Origin of the sequence: Streptomyces sp. NBC_01717, from assembly GCF_036248255.1 — a bacterium.
Lineage (GTDB): Bacteria > Actinomycetota > Actinomycetes > Streptomycetales > Streptomycetaceae > Streptomyces.
In genome coordinates, this window is record NZ_CP109178.1 from 2561208 (window position 1) to 2579405 (window position 18198).

Sequence of the window (18198 nt, forward strand, 5' to 3'; positions counted from 1 at the left end):
TCTCCGTCACCACTGCAAGTAAGACAGAGCCGTTTACTACACAGACCTCCTCCTGGCATCGCCTACCCGCCCGCGAATACGAGACCCGCCCGGACGCGCTCCGACAGCTACCGCTCAACCCCCAGGACGCGCTCCACCTCAAGCGCGATGTCCCTGACGACCGCCTCATCGACCACGTCAGATTGTGAGATCAAGGAGTAGGCGACATCTTTGTGCGAAGGCTGCCAGGCCCACAGTAGCCTGCGCCAGTACCGTGGGGCCGGTTCATCGATGGACAGTTCTCGTAGACCCATGGCCTCAGGGGTATCCGCGATCCGATGCGCCTGGTTGATCTTCAATAGGGCGGGATGGCCGCACTCCATCGCGATTTTCTCGAATGGGATGGCAGCGTAAGGCTGACTCCGCTTGAGCCCCGCCGACAACTCCGCGATCACAGCACTGACGGCGCCTTCCTGGACTCTCAGGCGGACCACTCGGGTCGATACCAAGAAACCTAGAATCTCCCGAGTCGCGGACGCCTCACGATTGGCGGTATCGGTGCCGATCAGCCAGTCTCGATCACCGGTAACCCGCGAAAGCGCGAGCGTTGACGTAGCTGCCAGCGCGGTGAAGAGCGACGTCCGGGCCTCCCGCGCCAAGCCTTTGGCGGCATGGAACGCCTTCTCGCTGAGCCGGAACGCATCGGTCCTCATTTCGTAGGCCGCCGGGCCCGGGCCATTAGGGGACACCGACTGTGCCAGGAGCGGAGGCCGGTAGCCCTGAAGCTCGCGTCGCCAGTGGCTCAACGCCTCTTCCCCGAGGCTGGCCCACGCCGCATATTGGCCGGCTGCCAGGGGTGACGCCCTCGGAGCTGGTTCAACAATGGTCTCGCCGTCGGCGCCTACGGCGGCCTCATGTATTGCCTTCAGGTCCCGCCACAGCACACCCAACGACCAGCCGTCGTAGATGAGGTGGTGAATGGCGAGTACCAGGTAAGTCTGCGTGGAGTCAGCAACGAGCCTGGCCCGGAAGAGAGGTGCGCGGGGAAGAGGGTAGCCGTAACGGACGTCGCGAGCGAATTGCCGCACTTCGTCCAGGTTGGCCCGATACTCGAGCGGTGGAATCGAGGCTTCGCTGTCGTCGAGTTCAACGAGCGTCGCAGACCCCGGGTCGTAGGCGAGTCGGAGCGATTCGTGTCGCCGCCACAGCAGCTCAAGGGCTCGACGCAAGGCGATGACGTCCGTGCCATCTGCCACGCGGAAAAGGAAAAGCGCATCATAGAAGTGCGCGGCCTCGGGATGCCGGCCGATCTTGGCCATCAGGTCGAGCTGCACGTAGCTGAGAGGGAGACCGGGGCTTGAAGATGAATATGCTTGTTTCGTGTGATCCATTATGTGAACCAGGCTCCAAGAATCTTCATGATTTCATCAATGGTCTTGGTGAAATGATGCGCCGCTGACGCCCACGTCGCGCACCTGTTCGCACGCAAAGCCGCATATTTTCAGTTCGAAATGTCCTCTGGTTCAAGGTGCTCGACACGGTTGAGCCAGTCAAGGCCGGCGGGGCCACCGTCAAATCTCAGTGACAGGTGCCCGGTGTTGTCCAGCCGAAAGCGTTGCCCCTGCGGCCCGTCCAAGCCAAGCGCCGCCGCCAGCAGGAACTGGCTGAAATGCTGATGAGTCACCAGGAGCACGACGTCGTCGGGCTCGTGCGCCTCGCGCAGTCGGGCGAGCAGACGCTGAGCGCGGGGGCCGGCCTGCTCGTCCTGGGTCTCGAGCCCACCACTCCACGGCTCGTCAGATGCGTGGAAAAGGCCGGGCGGCGCCTCGGCACTCGGACAGTGCTGGAGAAGCTCCATCAGTGTCGCCCCCGAACGGGCCTGGCGCGTGCGCGTCGGAGGGTCGAACACATGGATCCCACCGACTTCGTAGGCATCCGGTTGCAACAGCACAGGCCGCCGGGCGGCGTCGGCGAGCGGACGGACGGTCTGCACCGCCCGTATCGTCGGGCTGGCGTACAGGTGCGTCGGCGTGAAGGGAGCCCGCTCGTCGAGCAGTGCCCTTCCCAACGCCTCAGCCTGCCGCATGCCGAGAGCGGACAGTGGTGGGTCGGGCACCCGGCCCCGGTAGTGATTCACGTCTGCGGTGATCCGCTCGTAGGCTGGACTCCCCCTGAGTCCGGCTGCCAGTGCCTCGGCGAGCCGCACGTTATTGGTGGACTGACCGTGACGGACGAGAATGAGCTGCATGCAATCACCATTCCGCTGACCTTGTCGACGTCGTGACCAGGAGCTACCTGACTACGCCATGACCCTCCGGGGCGCCGCCGTTGGGGAATCGGACCTCGCGCGGCACGCCGCAGCGGGGCACCCATCACTCACGAAGTCGCGTAACCCTTCTCCTGGATTCCGTAAAGCTCGGCATAGCGTCCGCCCTTCTTCATGAGCTCGGCGTGGCTGCCGACCTCGACGACCTGCCCATGAGCCATCACTACGATCACATCCGCAGAAGTGACGGTGGAAAAGCGGTGGGAGACCAGGAGGGTGATAGCCCCGCTGCGTGTGGCGATTGACCGTGAGAAGGCGCTGAACTGCTCGAAGATGGCGTGCTCACTGGGTGCGTCGATTGACGCCGTGGGTTCGTCGAAGACGACCAGGAGCGGCTTCTGGCGCATGCTGGCTCGCGCGAGGGCGACGCGTTGCCACTGCCCTTCGGAAAGCTCGATGCCACCGACCTCCGATCCCACCACCGTGTCGAGCCCCGCAGGCAGTTTCGACAGCATGTCGCGGGCCTGTGCTCCACCGAGCGCACGGTCGAGTGCGGCGTCATCGTCCATGTTCGGCAGGTCACCCAGTCCGATCCCGACCCGCACCGGCACATGGAACCGGCCGAAGTCCTGGAACGCTCCGGACATGCGCGTGCGCCAGGCGGCGGTGTCCACCTCGTCCAGGCCCACGCCGTCCACCAGAATGGCACCCGAGGTGGGTTCGTAGAACTTGCAGAGCAGCTTGACCAAGGTCGTCTTGCCCGATCCGTACTCACCGACGAGCGCCACGGTCGAGCCTGCTCGCAGGGACAGCGAGATGTTCCGGAGGCTCGGCGACTGCGCGCCGGTGTAGGAGAAGCTGACATTGCGCAGTTCAATGCCGTCCACGAGCCGTTCGGGCGGAAGCCGGTCCGCTGAGCTACTCGTCGCGGCCCGTCGCGTTTCGCGGAGCCACACATACGGCTCGATCATGCGGGAAGCGCTGGACACCGTGGCGAAGCTGTCGACGGTCGTCGCGATCGACTGCCGCAGCGTCGCGGCGACGACCACGGTGAGCGTGATGTCTCCGAGGTTGACACTGCCGTTGACCGCCTGCGAAACGGTCCAGATCAGCCCCGCCAAGAAGCCGCCGGCGTAGCACGCCCATCCAGCGGTGCTCCACACGCTCGCGCGAAACTGCGCGCGGGAACGGCGCGCCATGAGCGAGTCCCATGTCGATCGCTGTTGCTGGAGCAACTCGTCCGCTACCCCCGCGGTGCGTATCTCCTTCACGTGTCGGGCGTTGGTGAGGAGCCCGTAGAGGTGCTGCTGATGGCGGAACATCTCGGCCGTCTCCAGATCCGTGGCCTGGACGACACGCTGACCTCGGGCGTCACACCAGACAGGAACGATCGCGAGGAGCGCGAGGAGTCCCAGCCACGGGGTGACGGCGCCCAGGAGGACCACCATGATGAGTACCTTCAGCATGTTGGAGCACGCCGTGAGGAAGGTCCACAGGCTGGCCGCCAACGGGGAAGACCCGCCTCTGAGGAGGGTTACGCGGTCGAGGTAGTCGCTTTTCTCGAGGTGCTCCATCCCCTCCATGGCCGAGATGTCGCGATGGATCTCCGGATGGAGCACGAGCCGTCCGAACCGGTCGGCCGTCGTGCGCACGAGTGCGTCCGTCGCGTCCTGGCAGGAGATGCTGAGCGCGTACGCCCCGGCCGCCAGTGCCGCAGCGGTCATCGCCCGCGTAACGTCCCCCTCCGTGCTGGCGTTGACGGTCGCCCATACCGACAGTGCCGTGGCGGCCACGACGAATGTGGAGATCGTCAGGGCCGCCAGCGAGGCGGCCGTGTAGCCCGGCATCAGCCGGCCACACCGTTTCAGCATCTCCCATCTGATCGCCAGTCGCTTGGTCACGAGTCCTCCTCGAGCATGGTGAAGCCCTTGCTGAAACGCTCGGCTTGAATCCGGAACATCTGCGCGTAGTGCCCGTCGAGTCGCATGAGCTGCTCGTGCGTTCCCGCCTCCTCGATCCTGCCTTCACGGAGGAAGAGGATGCGGTCGGCGTCGCGGGTCGTGGACAGTCTGTGGGTGATGAGCAGCGTCGTCGTGGTCCCGCGTCGGGCGTTGAGGCGCAGAAACGTCTCCCGTTCGGTGTTCACGTCGAGATGGGCCGTGGGCTCGTCGAGGACCAGCAGTCCCGGCGCCCCGCCCAGCCCCATCAATGCCCGGGCCAGCACCACCTGTTGCCACTGTCCACCGGACAGGTCGACTCCGCCCTCACGGTTGCGCGACACCATGGAAGCCAGCCCGCGAGGCAGCCGGTCGATGACCGGTTGCAGTCCGGACTCCGCGACAGCCGCTGCCAAGGCATCGCGGTCGGTCGGCAGTTGGGACTGTCCGAGCACGATGTTGTCCTCGAGCGTGGACTCGTACTTGATGAAGTCCTGGAATACGGCGGAGATCCGGCTTTGCCAGACGGCCTGCGGGACACTCGCCAGGTCAACGCCGTCGACCAGGATGCGACCGGAGCTCGGGCGGTAGAGCTGGGTCAGTAGCTTGACGAGGGTGGACTTGCCGGCGCCGTTGAGTCCCACAAGTGCCACGGTGGCCCCCGCCGGGATCTCGAAGCTGGCTGCTGCCAATACGGGCGGCAGGTGCGGGGCATAGGCGAACGACACGTCCTCGAACACGATGTGAGGGGGCCCGCCGGGGCGCCGGGCTGCGCGTGACGACGGATTCGCGGTCTCCGTGAGGCGGGCACGGCTGCGGTCATCGGGGTCCGCCAGAGCCGTCCGCAGCTCCTGCGTCGCGTTGCGCAGATTCGTCGAGCCCGACATCTCGATCAGGTCCCAGCTCGACGAGGTGGCCTGGTGAAGCGACCAACTGCCCATCAGTACCGCGGTCAGCACCCCGACGGACGTCTCGCCCAGTGCGGTCGAGTGCGCCGCCAGGACGTACGCCGGCACCAGGCCGGCGACGATGAGCGCGAACTGGGTCCACTCGGTTCTGACCAACCGGATGGCGTAGGTCCACAGCGGGAGGTTCGCCTTGAGAATGTGGGAGTGCATGGTCTCGACGGTCCAGTCGGCCAGGCCGAACAGCCGGATGTCCTTGGCCTCCGGGCCCACTGTGGCGCGCCGCCACACGTCGGCCGGTGCCTCGCCGCCGGCGGCCCACTTCCAGCGGGCGGCGACGCCGAACGCCTCGCGCTTGCGCAGGAACCGGTTGACCAGGGCCGGCACAGCCACGATGGGAACCAGCCACCACGCGTACCAGCACAGCGCGAGAGCCGCCGTGACCGCAGCGGCCACGTTGACCAGCCACCTGAGCTCTGCCGTCGCGCCCTTGCCGGGAGTGGCCTCGAACCCGAGCATGGGATCGGCCGCGACCTCGCGCAGCAGCGCGTGGGTCCCGGATGCCTCCAGGGCGACGACGTCCAAGGTGGACGAGGCGAGCCTGGCAACCTCGGTGCGGTGCGCCCCGTCGATGGCGGCCGCTGCCGCGAAGGTCAGGCTCGGGGCCCACGCGTCCGCCAGGTGCCCTGACACCAGAAGCACGCCGAACAGCGACAGCGGGCCGGTCAAGGGGCCGAGCGAGCCTATGGCATCGGCGCGCTGCACCCCGCGGACCGTCAGCCCGAGGGCGACGCCGACCAGCGGTGGGGTCGTGCAACGGATCAGGAGCACGAGTGTCAGCAGCACGGTGCGGCCTCGCGGCACGTCGCGGAAGAGGCCGAGCAGATCTCGACGGTCCGCCCACGTGTGCCGGGTCGGTCCCGTCTTACTCTGCAACAGAGCGTCGAACTGTGCTTCGGTCACGGCTGTATCTCCCGCCATCGCGTCGATCCGTCAATTCGCACGGTGATGCCCCTCCAGCGGCGGCGTGGAGGAGGCGCCGAGCCATCCCTCCACGGACGCGGGGGTCCGGTCCTCCACGCGGTCTCGCCGCAGGCCGGGGCACCCTGCCCGCTGCGGGGTCCGTGCACCGTACGCCACCCACCGGCAGGGAGCGGCACGGGGCGCTGGGCGTCGGTCGAAGCTGCCGCGGACGCGGCCGGGTGCGCAGTCGGGGCAGTTGAGGGGCGCCGGGCGGGCGCCGCCTTCCAGCAGGTGCTCACGAGTGAGCGCGCACCAGCTGCGCCCCGCGCGCAGAAGGGCTGCAACGTCCCGGTAGGCCCCAGCGCCGGGCACGCTGCAGCTGCGACATGAGCCTGCCAAGCGATTTACACCTCCGGGCGGGGCGCGCCCGCGAAGTCCGTGTGTACCCGGCGCAACGCATCCAGGGGGCTGGTGGAGGGCGCAGCGGAGGTGAACCACGCATCCTCGGTCTCCGCAGAGCCGCGCGCGCCGATCTCGACTCCCTCGGCGCCCCGGTGCAGTACGGCATCGAAGGAGCCGTCCGGCAGGCAGGAACGCCAGGAGAGCTCGGAAGCCAGGCCGTGACTCTCCACGAGCTGCCGCAAATCCCTGGGCCCTATCGCCCAGCGGTGAGCCGGTCCACGCTCCGAGCCGGTGCCCGCGGACGCTCGGATGTTCGCGTTCGCGATGCCGGTGATTTCCAGGGACTCAGCGCCCCGCGCCTCCGACCCGAACTCTTCGACGAGGACGCGCAGCGCCTCATTGCTGCCGATCGTCTCCCAAGCCCTCGAAGTGCCGGCGCGCTGCGGAGGCTGGCCGTCTACGGTGAGGACGACGTCGTACCTGAACCGTGCCATAGCGGTGCGTGGGTGGATCGTCTTGGGACGCACTCGGACATTCGTGACCCGCGGGTGGATTTCCTCGAACACCGTTGGCCGTACCGCCAGTTCGTTGCCCTGCCGATGGGCACGCACCCGATGGCGCAGACGCTCCGGGTCCAGGGGGACCCCCTCGCCCGCGTCGAGTTCGGCCGCCGCCTGGGCGTCCAGCAGGTCCACGTGGCGTACATCGCCCACGAACACGTGTCCTGTGCCCGCCACAGCCTCAACAGCCTGGTGGAGCACGTCACGGAGGTAGTCGAGTCCAGGAAAGTACTGCACCACCGAGTTCAGGACAACAGCGTCGAAACCGCCGCCGAGGCTGTCGATCTCGTGTGCGGGCAGCTGGTGCAGTCCCTCCACTGTCGCGTCGGACGCCGCGGCTGCCCTGGTGAGCGCTGCGGCGGAGAGGTCGGTCCCCACATACCGGCAGTCATGGGCGAGGCGACGCAGCAGCAGGCCGGTCCCGCAGCCCACCTCCAGCAGACGGCCGGGGCGCAGCGCCGACACACTGGCAGCCGCATCGTCGGCCCACTCCCGCATGTCGGGGTCGGGAATCTGCTGGCGGCCACCGCTGTCGGTCCAGCCGGCGTAGTCGTCGACCGCACCCGCCGCGGACGACGAGGTGTACGTGGCGTCGAAGACGGACTGCCACACAGAGATATGACGCTGCTCCAGCTCGGGTTTCCTAGAGTGCATTGCCACCCTCGTCATGAGATCCGGCGACCGCGTTCCGCGGGCGCGCACGAAGTGCCTGGGCGACGCTCGGCGATCGGCCCCGACACACGACGAGTCGGTGTGAGACGGACCTGCCCCGATGCGCGTCAGGGATAAGCGCACGCGCTTTACGGGCGCGCCGAACCCCGACTTCGCCACGAACATGGCGAAGAATTGGAGCGCCCTGAGTCAACGGTGGTCTGATGCGGCAAATGCGGCACATTGTCGGCAGAGAAAGGCAATGCTGCATGAAACCCCCATGGCTGATCGCAGGATGCTGAGAACACTGCAAATGTGGTCTCCGTCGGAAATAGGCTCTGCATCGTCCGAGGCTCCGCAATCCGTGCCGCTACCAGGCCGCGTCGGCCTCCTGTCCCATCGCGGTACTTGATCACATCTCATGCGCCAGGGCAAGGGCCGCTTTTGGCCCGCCCGTTGAGTCCGATTGCGGCCGACCCGCTCCTTGTGCGTTGCCGCGGTGAGGAAGGTGACTGCCGATTTTAGGGCGCTTTTGGCGGCATTGCGCAGGGTCGCGTGGTGCAGCCGGTGGAGGCCGGAGTGTCCGAGTGCCTCGGCCAGGAACCAGCGGTGTCGGGTGCCCGGCTCCCTCGGCGTCGCCTCGGAAACCCCGCCCGGAGCACGCAGTTCACCATGCAGTTCACCGCGCCCGAGGCCGTCCGCGATCCCCTCCGTCACCCCTGCCGGCGCAGCCGCACACTCCACGCTCTGCCCCTGGGGCCCTCGCTGCACCCGGTCTTGACGCACCGTCACGGGCGTTCGTGTACTGGGCACCCATACCCGCAGCCATTCGGGCCTGTGACCACCTACGAAGCTCTTTCGGCCGGAACTCTGCGCTGTGCCTGACTCGCTCTGCTTGCCTCCCGGTTTCCTTGTGGTGATGCATCAAGTGTGGTTAAGTTCCGGTGCTCGCGGGGATGGTTGGTCTGGGCGTCAGGGAATTCGGCGCTGAATAGAGCGGCTGAACCCTGGGTGTCCGAGGCGATCGATAAGGTGCGCCGGCTCACAGGTGTTTGAGACACGCCTTGCCGGTTCAGGGACCGTGCCCCCGTCCACGGTAGTTGGGCTGAGGAACGGCGCTCCGGCCCGATGTCGACGGGGGTTGACGGGGGTGCACCGCGTCCCTCTTCCTGGATCCCTTGTCACGGACATACTTCCCGCCGTCGCGACGGATGAGACTCGACTCGCGGAAGCCCTAGATCGGAGATACGCAATGAGCCTCGTAAATGTCCACAACGAATGGGACCCGCTGCGCGAGGTCATCATCGGTACAATCCGCGGGGCACAGATTCCCCGCCCCGGCACCGACCTGCACACGGTCGAGTACCCCACCTACCAAGACCCGCAGGACATTCCCAGCGGATCGTTTCCTCAGCACGTGGTCGACCAGACCGCCTATGAGCTGGACCAGCTCAGCGCGACGCTGACCGAACTCGGAGTCACGGTTCGCCGCCCCGGCCCGCGCGATCCGTCAGCCGTGTTCAGCACGCCTGACTGGAGCACCGACGGCTTCTACGACTACTGCCCCCGCGACGTCCTCCTCGCCGTCGGCCAGACGGTCATCGAGACGCCGATGGTGCTGCGCTCGAGGTTCCTGGAGCCCTTCGCCTACAAAGATCTGCTCCTGGAGTACTTCGACAGCGGCACCCGGTGGCTGTCCGCCCCCAAGCCGCGGCTGGCCGATGATCTGTACGACCTGTCCCGCGAGGCCGGGAGCCGGCTCCTCAACACCGAGCCGGCGTTCGACGCGGCGAACGTTCTCCGGTTCGGAACCGACATCCTCTACCTCGTCTCCGACAGCGGCAACGAGCTTGGTGCCCGCTGGCTGCAGTCCACGCTCGGCGAGCCCTACACCGTGCACGCGTGCCGGGGGCTCTACTCGTCCACCCATGTCGATTCGACCATCATCCCGCTGCGTCCGGGCCTGGTCCTGCTCAACCCGGAACGGGTCAACGACCAGAACCTGCCGGCCTTCCTGCGCGGCTGGGACAAGATCTGGTGCCCTGAGCTCGTGGACATCGGCTTTGTCGGGGACAACCCCTACTGCTCAGTGTGGATCGGTATGAACCTGCTGGTGGTCAGCCCGGGGGTGGTCATCGTGGACGACCGCCAGAAGGACCTGATCCACACGCTGGAGGCCCACGGTGTGGACGTGATCCCCCAACGCCTGACGCACTCGCGGACGCTCGGCGGCGGATTCCACTGTGTCTCGCTCGATGTGCGCCGGGACGGGACGCTGGACACCCATCGATGACGAGGCCAAACGGCGGGCCTTCCTATGCGACGGGAAGTTGAAGTGGTGACAGGCACGCTGTCAACGTCTCTCCGGGGTCAAGGGCCGCCCCGGTCCGCAAGGGCCGCGGCGGAGATCGGAGTGGCGATCTGGGACCAGCGCGGAGAACGGCGGCTCGTCGGTGAGCGAGGCGATGATCCCTCGGTGTACGGCCTGTCCGAGCCGGTCACCGAGGAGCAGCCGGAGAGTGTGGCGCTGGTGGTACGTGAGGAGTTGGGCCTGGAGACGGTGCTACTGCGGGTGACGGGCCGAACTTCCGTCGAGGTCGAATCGACCCAACCCGCGGCAAAGCCGCCCACGGGGTTCCGCTGGGTGGACGCTCAACTGTCCCCACCCGCCGACCTGCGGTCGCAGTGGCACCGGCCCGGCTGGTACCGATCGGTCGTGGAAGAGGTCAATGTCCGCCTGGGAGAACTCTCGTTGTCTCCGATCGAGCCTCCCGTACAGCGTCGCCATACGTCCTTGACCGGGCTTCTGGAGATTCCGCTGCAGGAATCCAGTCTCTGGCTCAAGGCAGTGCCACCCATCTTCGGGCATGAGGCCGGTGTGATCCGATGGCTCGGACAGCACTTCTCCTGGCACGTTCCCGAGGTCGTGGCGGATGGTCGCGGCTGGTGGCTGTCGCGCGGATTCCCGGGGGTGGCCCATGAGCCACCGGCCGAGGACTACGTACAGATGCTCGCCCGGATGCAGATTGCCTCGATCGGCCACGCTGAGGAGCTGCAAGCGATCGGTTGCCCTGTCCGTTCGCCCGCCGGACTGGCTGCGGCGATGGAACGGCTGGCCGCCCGCGACGACCTGCTGGACGCTGAGACGCGCAAGGCGCTATCTGCCTCTTTGGGTCAACTGGAACGGTGCGTGAGCGAGTTGAACGCTCTCGACATCCCGCCCACCCTGATCCATGGAGACGCGCATCAAGACAACGTCCTGGTGACATCGCGCGGATGGTTCCTCTTCGACTGGACGGACTCCTGCATCAGCAATCCCTTCATCGATCTGGCCGTCGCGACACGCCGTCTGTCCTCCGCCCAACGGGTCCGGCGGGCCCGGGCGTTCGCCCTTGAGTGGGAAGCGGTCCTGAAGGCATCAGTGGTTGACCGTGCCGTCGCCGCTGCCGATCTTGTGGGTGCGGCGCATGAGGCGGCCAGCTACCAGTGGTTCCTGACCGAAATCGACGTGAGTGCCGAGGACGCCGCCGGGCGGAGCCGGCAGAGGGAATCGCTGCGCAGGTGGACCCACCAACTGATCCGCGAAGTGGACGGGTTGTAGCGCGTTGGAGCTCGATTTTATGCGATCGCGTGGAATGCCCCCGCCCGAAGCACCTGCACGGCTGGAGGGGGAAGAGTCGATGAACCTCACCACAATCAGTAGGGAGCGCCTGGTGAAGCCCGAGGGAGGTTCCCTGGGCGAAACCAGCATCGATGGCGACGAATTCGTGAAAACCTATGGCGGCGGACTGGAACGCGGCTACGAAAAGCTGCGCTTGGAATATGAGTTCCTCCGGGAACTCCCGCCCGAAGTTGCCGCGCATTTCGCGCGGGTAACGGGTTTCCACTACGACGAGTCTGCGTCATGGGCCGAGTTGCGCCTGGAGCGGATCAGGCATCCCGCTTTCGCGAAGGCCATCCTGCGTCGCGTCATCACTCCGGCGCGCACGTCGGAATTGCTGTCCATGATCCTTCCCTTCCTGATCTCCGATCTGTACCCGATACGTGGCGGCGAGATATCGGGGGCCGCTCTCTACAAGGAGTTTCACGGGGACCGTATGCTCAGATCCCTGGATCTTCTCACCGCGCACCCGGAGCTTCGCAAGCTGGCAACCGCGCCGACGTGGGTGGTGAATGGCATCACGTGCACTTCGGTCGGGGGTGTTCTGGAGTGGGTGAACAGCCACGCGTCCGAGTTCTTCCAGGATTCCCATCGTCTGGTCGCCGGCCACGGCGACGCCCATCTGGACAACATGATGATCACGGAAGTGGGTGCACCGGACTTCCTTCTGATCGATCCTCGGGGGGAATCACTCCTGCCTCCCCACTACGATTTCGCCAAAATGTTGAAATCGCTCCGTACTGGTTATGACCTCGTGCATTACGGATTGTATGGGATCGATGTGCGGTATACGTCTTCGGCGCCGACGATCTCGCTGAGAATCAGCGGCTCATACGCTGACTACTACGGCGCAGGAATGGACGTCCTCATTTCGCTGCTGCCCTCCTTCTGTCAAGCCGAAGGGGTCTCGGAATCCGTCTTTGTCCGTGTGGTCGCACTGGCCGAGATTGCGCACGTGATCTCTTTGTCCTCGTACCATGCGAACCGCCCCGGCGGCTGCGACGTGAAGCGCGTGTCGGCCTACCTGGCCATCGCCGCCCTGCTCGCCCACGAGCTGATCATGAAGGTCCCGGACCTCGCTCGACCACTGCCCATCTGGGACAAGGGGACAGAATGCCGGTAATCCTGGTGAACGCCGAATCGCTCAGCGACGGAGAGCGTGCGTCCCTCGCCGCCGTTCTCACGACGACGGCAGTAGGTCTCGCGGAGGTGCAGCCCGAAAAGGTTCAGGTGTTCTTCGCCGAGACACCGGACGGGCCGAACACCGTCCATGTCCTTGCGATCAAGCACGGACCCGGCGCCGACACATGGGAGGCGGCGTTTCGCCATGCGACTGGGCGCCGCCTGGAGGTTCGCGTCCACCTCTATCCGGCCGACCGAACCGCAAAAGGAGGAGTGCTCCGTACACCCTGACGTCACACGGGCCGGGTTCCGAGTGAGCCTGAAAGGAAAGAAATGACCAGCAAGGAACTCACCATCGAGGGCGGCAGCCCCGCCGTCACCCGCAGCTCGCCTCTGCGGTGGCCCAACATCGACGACGAGGACAAGCAGGCCGTCATGGCGGTGCTCGACGGACCGCCGAGTGACCTTGGCGGACCGCACAGTCGATGGAACCGGAAGTTGGAGGCAGCTTTCGCCGAATTCACCGGTGCTCAAAACTGCGTCTCGCTCTCGTCGGCGACGGCAGCTCTGTACGCCTCCCTCCTCGTTCACGGAATCGGGCCGGGGGACGAGGTCATCGTCCCCGGTCTGACCTGGGTGGCCACCGCGATGGTGGTCGCCCAACTCGGGGCCACGCCCGTGTTCTGCGACATCGACCCCGTGACGTTCAACATCGACCCGGAAAAGGCGCGAGCCCTGGTCACGCCTGCGACGCGCGCGATCATCGTGGTGCACGCGCACGGCCTTCCCGCCGATATGTCGCAGCTCTCGGTCCTGTGCCATCAGCGCGGTCTGTACTTGATCGAGGACGCGGCCCAGGCGGCGGGTGCGACCTATGCAGGGCAGGCGGCCGGGACGTTCGGAGCAACCGGTTGCTTCTCGCTCAATTACAAGAAGGCTTTCACAGCGGGAGACGGTGGTTTGCTGGTCACGGACGACGCCGCATTGCTGGAAGCTGTAATGAGCTACGCGAACTTCGGATTTGAGCCGGCCCCGGCCCCGGCGAAGGGCGAGACCGCCTCCCACTGGTCCCGCTGGCTCGGGACCAACGACCGGCTCAGCCCGATGGCGGCGGCGCTTGCCCACTCGCAGCTGCGTAAACTACCCCGATTCATCGAAGTCGCGGCGGAGAACGCCGCTGTCCTGGCGAAGATTGGCGAGTTCACGGGCTTCCAGCCGCCCGAGATTCCGGAAGACCGCAGCAGCACGCACCACCTCTACCGTGTGGTGATCGATGCGGAAGCGCTCGGCTGGCAGGGCCCGGCCTCCGAGTTGCGCGACCGGATCATCTGGGCCCTCCACGCGGAAGGCGTCACGGCCGGCTACTGGGGACGCGCGCCTCTCAACCGGATGACCGCCTTTCGCCGCACGACTCCGAGGTTCCGTACCGTAGCCCCGGACGACCATCGCCCGGCCCTGGCTTGGGAACCCGAAGCCCTTCCTGTGACCGAGCAGGTTCTCGACACGTCGCTCGTCCTGGGCCGCGCTCCCGAAACCCTGCACATCGCGGACCGCGAACGCGTGACCCAATGGGTTCACGCCTTCGCCAAGATCGCCGACCGCATCGACGTGGTGATGAGTGCACCGCACTTCAGACCCCTGCGCCCGCAGCCACCGGTGCCCGAGCTGGAGGACCGACTGGTGGTCTCACCATGAGGTCCGGAGTCGACTCGGGCAGGTCATGCCGCAGGCGAGCGTTCTCGGACCGAGCCGAGGACACTGCGCTCGCCCCAGATCTGCGGGAAGCCGGCACGGCGCCCCGAAGAGGATGACCAACGCACCTCCCAGCACGACAGCACGATCGAACGCGACGGTGTCGAACGCGGCATCGAAGACGAAGTGGGAGAAGACGAGGATGAACAGTGGGTCGCGGTCGGAGACCCCTCTCCTGCACGAGCGCTTTGAAGAATGGACTCGTCGCGAGCCGCATCGGGTGGCCCTGAGATACGAGGGTGTGCAGCTGAGCTATGGGGAACTCGACCGGCGCGCGGACGAACTCGCCCTACGGTTGGCGGAGCTCGGCGCGGGGCCGGAGCAGGCTGTGGCGCTGCTCCTGCCGCGTGGGGTCGCTCAGATCGCGGCCATTCTGGCAGTCCTCAAGTCCGGCGGGGCCTACGTGCCGCTCGACCCCGCGTATCCGGTCGACACGCTCACGTTCATGCTGGGAGACAGTGCCCCTGCCGTTCTGGTGGCCGAACGCGGCACTCTGCCACCGGGCCTGTCATTCAGCGGCCCGACGCTGTGGCTGGACGAGCAGGCCGAATCGGCGCCGTCGACCGCCCCCACAGCAGCCCACCCGCCCGCCCTGGCCCACCCGGAAAACCTCGCCTACATCATCTACACCTCAGGCTCGACCGGACGCCCCAAAGGAACGGCGGTCTCTCATAGGGCCATGTCGAGGCTGTGGCAGGGTACGGACTTCATGAGGCTCGGACCCGATGAGACCGTGCTGCAGTACAGTTCGGCCTGCTTCGACGCCTCGGTACTGGAGATCTGGGCGGCGCTCTCCCAGGGGGCGTCCCTCGTCATCGCGCCGGATGTGGCCGTGGCGGACCTCGGCACCTTCATCGCGCGCGAGGGCATCACCCTGCTCTGGTTGACCGCTGGGGCCTTCCACGCCCTGACGGACGCGGATCCGGCAGCGTTCTCCGGCGTTCGTCAACTCCTGGTGGGCGGAGACGTGATCTCGCCCGAGCGAGTCCGGGCGGTGCTGACCGAGTCCGACCCGCCCGTGGTGATCAACGGCTATGGTCCCACCGAGGCCGCGACGTTCACCACCACGCACACGATTCGCGAACTGGCCCCGGACCTCTCGTCCGTACCCATCGGCGTTCCCGTGTGCAACACGACCGTCCATATCCTCGACGGCGACCTGGACCCGGTGCGGCCGGGCCAGACCGGGGAGCTGTGCGTCGGCGGCCCCGGAGTCGCCAGGTGCTATGTAGGCCGGCCGGATCTGACGGCGGAACGATTCGTGCCTGATCCGTTCCGTACGGACGGCGGAATCATGTACCGAACGGGGGATCAGGTCTGGGCGGCTCCCGACGGCACCATCAATTATGTCGGTCGAAGCGACGACCAGGTCAAAGTGCGCGGCTTCCGCATCCAACTGCGCGACGTGGAAGCCCGGTTGTCCGAACATCCCGAGGTCCGTGAGGCCGTGGCCCTGGCGCCGCGCAATGTGCACGGCGACCGGGTGCTGACCGTGTTCTATACCGGCGGGCCCGGCGCGCGACCTGATCGACTGCGTACCTGGCTTCGAGAGCGGGTCCCCGGCTACCTGATTCCGTCCGAGCTGCGGCAGATCGACAGGCTGCCGCTCTCGGCGAACGGAAAGACCGACCGGATGGCATTGGCCCGCGCCGTCTTCGCCGGTGGCACCGACGCGGCCAGTGGCACCAACGAGGCGGATTCGCTGGAGGCTCGAATCCTCGGCGCGTTCGGTTCAGCCCTGGGACGTACGCTCCACGATCCGGAGGCGAACCTGTTCGACCTCGGGCTCGATTCGATCAGCGCCGCGCGGGCCACCCTGCTGCTTCGCCGCGATCTCGGGCTGGACATCTCCAGTCAGCTGGTCTTCGAGCAACCGACGGCACAGGCCATCGCGCACAACCTCAGAGAAGCATCGACAGATGGCACAGCGGCCGTCGAACTGATCGACGACGGCCCCTTCTACTCGCCCTCCTTCGGCCAGAGGAGGTTGTGGACGGCCGACCGGATCGACCCCGGGTCGACCATGTTCAACGTCGGCGGTCACGTCCTGTTGGCCGGAGCCGTGGAACCCGCCGCGGTCGAGGCCGCGGTCGCACGGCTCGTGGAACGGCACGAAACGCTGCGCACCGACTTTCCCGTAGTCGACGGAGAACCCGTGCAGCGCGTTTCGCCTCCCACGGTGCCGGTGCTTCCGGTCTTCGATCTGCGCTCCCGCTCGACCGAGCTCGCGGCCAAGGCCCTCGACGCGCTCACAGCCGACGCGACCGGCCGGCCGTTCGTTCTCGACCAAGGTCCTCTCTGGAGACTCGCCGTCGTCCTGTTGCCCAATGGAACCGCGCTCAGCGCCGTCTTCCACCACATCCTGATCGACGGTTGGTCGGTGACCGTCTTCTTCCAGCAGCTGGCGGACGAGCTCAAGCGGCTCGACAGCCCAGCGCCGGAGGAAGTCGCGCCAGGCGGCACCGACGGTCTCACCAGGCGGCGGGCCTACCAGTACCGTGATTTCGCAGCGTGGCAGCGACAACTCGCCGGCACCGAGCGGATGGACCGAGACCTCGCCTACTGGCGAAATCTGCTCGACGGGGCGAGTCGGGACGCATTGCCGGCCACGGCGACCCACGGTCACGCGCTCGCGCACCGCGGCAACCGCGTTCCTGTGCGGTTCGATCCCGCGCTTGTCGGCCGCCTCGGCGAACTGGCCTCCATGGGGAAGACCACGCTCTTCCCGGTGCTGCTGGCCGCGCTGCAGATCATGCTCGCGAGGCGGGGCGGGCGGGACGACATCTGTGTCGGTTTCCCTGTCGCCTACCGTACCCGGCCTGAATTCCTCGACCTGATCGGGTACATCGGCAACAACTTGATCGTACGGGGGCGCATCAGTCCCGACGATACGGCGGCCGAGGTCGTGCTGCGTGCGGCTGTCGCTGTCCGCGACGCGCTCGCCCACCAGGACGTGCCGCTCGAAAGGCTCGTCCAAGAGCTCGAGCCCGGTCGGTCGGGCGCGCTGAGCCCGCTGTTCCAGGTGCTCTTCGCGTTCCAGAACGCCAGCCGCGAGATGCCCCCGTACACGGGGTTTGGCCTGACCGTGCTGCCCGGCGAACGGGTCACGGCCAAGAGCGACCTGATGATCTCGCTGGTCGAACGGGATGGCGGGATCGACGGTTACTTCGAGTACAGCGAAGCAGTCTTCGACCGCGGTTCGATCGAAGTGCTCGTCGCCGACTACGAGATCATCGCCTCGCGCATCGCGCTCGAGCCGGAGATCCGACTGGCGGAGCTCGGGATCCGCGCCGAGAGGACGGAGAAGCGGCAACTGGGGACGCCGCGTGCCGCGGGTGTTCCGGTCGCGCGTCGCCCGGCACCGCCGGGAGGCTCCCGTCGGCAAGTCGAGGAGCTGATCGAGGAGGCATGGTGCTCGGTCCTCAACCTCGACCGGGTCGGCCGGACCGCATCGTTCTTCGAGCTTGGAGGCAATTCCTTCCTGCTGGCCAAGCTGCACCTGCTCCTTGAGCCCAAGCTGCCCGGCCTCACGCTGATCGACATGTTCCGGTACCCGACCGTGAGTTCGCTGGCGGCTGCCCGTACCCGGCAGCCGCCCCCGCCCCACCCATCGCACTCGGAGGGACAACCATGACTTCATCCGCGAGCACGGCACAGTCCGAGATCGAGTATGCCGTCGTCGTGAACGGCGAGGGCCACCACTCGATCTGGCGAACGAACCGGCCCATACCGGGCGGCTGGTCCCCGCTCGGATTCCAGGGCTCGAAGGAGGCTTGCCTGGCGCACGTCGCGGAGGTGTGGACGGACATGAGACCGCTGTCGGTGCGCGAATCGACGACCGGCCCGCTGCCGCGAGGCCGGACCCGATGACCGGGTTCCCGCCGCCCCCCCGCTCAGCGAGCCCACCGCGCACACCGGCGTCGGTCCTGTGCGCCCGCTCCGGGCCGGTAGCGCCCCCGCCCCGGATCACCCAACCGGCCGTTTCCCCATCGGACTGGGA

The 18198-nt window shown here is 66.8% G+C and carries 12 protein-coding genes; 7 read left to right on the forward strand and 5 right to left on the reverse strand.

Annotated features, from left to right (window positions below; all coding sequences use genetic code 11):
• Positions 1–107: 107 nt before the first annotated feature.
• From OHB49_RS11710 to OHB49_RS11730, 5 genes are all read right to left on the reverse strand, one after another.
• Positions 108–1313: a condensation domain-containing protein gene (locus tag OHB49_RS11710; RefSeq protein WP_329160067.1), complete on the reverse strand. Its 1206-nt coding sequence runs from the start codon at positions 1311–1313 to the stop codon at positions 108–110.
• Positions 1314–1480: 167 nt separating this feature from the next.
• Positions 1481–2227, reverse strand: a complete 747-nt coding sequence (locus OHB49_RS11715; protein ID WP_329160069.1) for a histidine phosphatase family protein — start codon at positions 2225–2227, stop codon at positions 1481–1483.
• Between the two features lie 128 nt (positions 2228–2355).
• Positions 2356–4146 (reverse strand): ABC transporter ATP-binding protein, encoded by a 1791-nt coding sequence (locus OHB49_RS11720; protein WP_329160071.1) that lies wholly within the window; start codon positions 4144–4146, stop codon positions 2356–2358.
• The gene (locus OHB49_RS11725; RefSeq protein WP_329160073.1) at positions 4143–6050 is read right to left on the reverse strand and encodes an ABC transporter ATP-binding protein; all 1908 of its coding nucleotides are present in this window, start codon (positions 6048–6050) and stop codon (positions 4143–4145) included. Before OHB49_RS11725 ends, OHB49_RS11720 begins: the two co-directional genes overlap by 4 nt.
• 404 nt (positions 6051–6454) lie before the next feature.
• Positions 6455–7666, reverse strand: coding sequence for a class I SAM-dependent methyltransferase (locus OHB49_RS11730; RefSeq protein ID WP_329160075.1), 1212 nt, complete (start codon positions 7664–7666; stop codon positions 6455–6457).
• Between the two features lie 1249 nt (positions 7667–8915).
• On the opposite strand from OHB49_RS11730, the gene OHB49_RS11735 reads away from it, so the two are divergent.
• From OHB49_RS11735 to OHB49_RS11765, 7 genes are all read left to right on the forward strand, one after another.
• Positions 8916–9956 carry an inosamine-phosphate amidinotransferase 1 gene (locus tag OHB49_RS11735; RefSeq protein WP_329160076.1) on the forward strand — a complete coding sequence of 347 codons (1041 nt, stop codon included), beginning with the start codon at positions 8916–8918 and terminating at the stop codon, positions 9954–9956.
• Between the two features lie 423 nt (positions 9957–10379).
• Positions 10380–11264 carry an aminoglycoside phosphotransferase family protein gene (locus tag OHB49_RS11740; protein WP_329160077.1) on the forward strand — a complete coding sequence of 295 codons (885 nt, stop codon included), beginning with the start codon at positions 10380–10382 and terminating at the stop codon, positions 11262–11264.
• Between the two features lie 79 nt (positions 11265–11343).
• Positions 11344–12447 carry a phosphotransferase gene (locus tag OHB49_RS11745; RefSeq protein ID WP_329160078.1) on the forward strand — a complete coding sequence of 368 codons (1104 nt, stop codon included), beginning with the start codon at positions 11344–11346 and terminating at the stop codon, positions 12445–12447.
• Positions 12438–12737 carry a hypothetical protein gene (locus OHB49_RS11750; RefSeq protein WP_329160080.1) on the forward strand — a complete coding sequence of 100 codons (300 nt, stop codon included), beginning with the start codon at positions 12438–12440 and terminating at the stop codon, positions 12735–12737. Before OHB49_RS11745 ends, OHB49_RS11750 begins: the two co-directional genes overlap by 10 nt.
• Positions 12738–12779: 42 nt before the next feature.
• Complete coding sequence (locus OHB49_RS11755; protein WP_329160081.1) at positions 12780–14141, forward strand: DegT/DnrJ/EryC1/StrS family aminotransferase; 1362 nt, start codon at positions 12780–12782, stop codon at positions 14139–14141.
• 199 nt (positions 14142–14340) lie between these two features.
• Positions 14341–17832 (forward strand): amino acid adenylation domain-containing protein, encoded by a 3492-nt coding sequence (locus tag OHB49_RS11760; protein WP_329160082.1) that lies wholly within the window; start codon positions 14341–14343, stop codon positions 17830–17832.
• Positions 17829–18068 (forward strand): MbtH family protein, encoded by a 240-nt coding sequence (locus OHB49_RS11765; RefSeq protein ID WP_329160084.1) that lies wholly within the window; start codon positions 17829–17831, stop codon positions 18066–18068. The genes OHB49_RS11760 and OHB49_RS11765 overlap by 4 nt, the downstream gene beginning before the upstream one ends.
• Positions 18069–18198 lie beyond the last annotated feature (130 nt).

Excerpts from the sequence above, each read along its gene's own strand:
- OHB49_RS11730 (WP_329160075.1), bottom strand. The coding sequence starts at position 7,666 with ATGCACTCTAGGAAACCCGAGCTGGAGCAGCGTCATATCTCTGTGTGG.
- OHB49_RS11745 (WP_329160078.1), top strand. The coding sequence starts at position 11,344 with ATGAACCTCACCACAATCAGTAGGGAGCGCCTGGTGAAGCCCGAGGGA.
- OHB49_RS11735 (WP_329160076.1), top strand. The coding sequence starts at position 8,916 with ATGAGCCTCGTAAATGTCCACAACGAATGGGACCCGCTGCGCGAGGTC.
- OHB49_RS11765 (WP_329160084.1), top strand. The coding sequence starts at position 17,829 with ATGACTTCATCCGCGAGCACGGCACAGTCCGAGATCGAGTATGCCGTC.
- OHB49_RS11715 (WP_329160069.1), bottom strand. The coding sequence starts at position 2,227 with ATGCAGCTCATTCTCGTCCGTCACGGTCAGTCCACCAATAACGTGCGG.
- OHB49_RS11760 (WP_329160082.1), top strand. The coding sequence starts at position 14,341 with ATGAACAGTGGGTCGCGGTCGGAGACCCCTCTCCTGCACGAGCGCTTT.
- OHB49_RS11750 (WP_329160080.1), top strand. The coding sequence starts at position 12,438 with ATGCCGGTAATCCTGGTGAACGCCGAATCGCTCAGCGACGGAGAGCGT.
- OHB49_RS11755 (WP_329160081.1), top strand. The coding sequence starts at position 12,780 with ATGACCAGCAAGGAACTCACCATCGAGGGCGGCAGCCCCGCCGTCACC.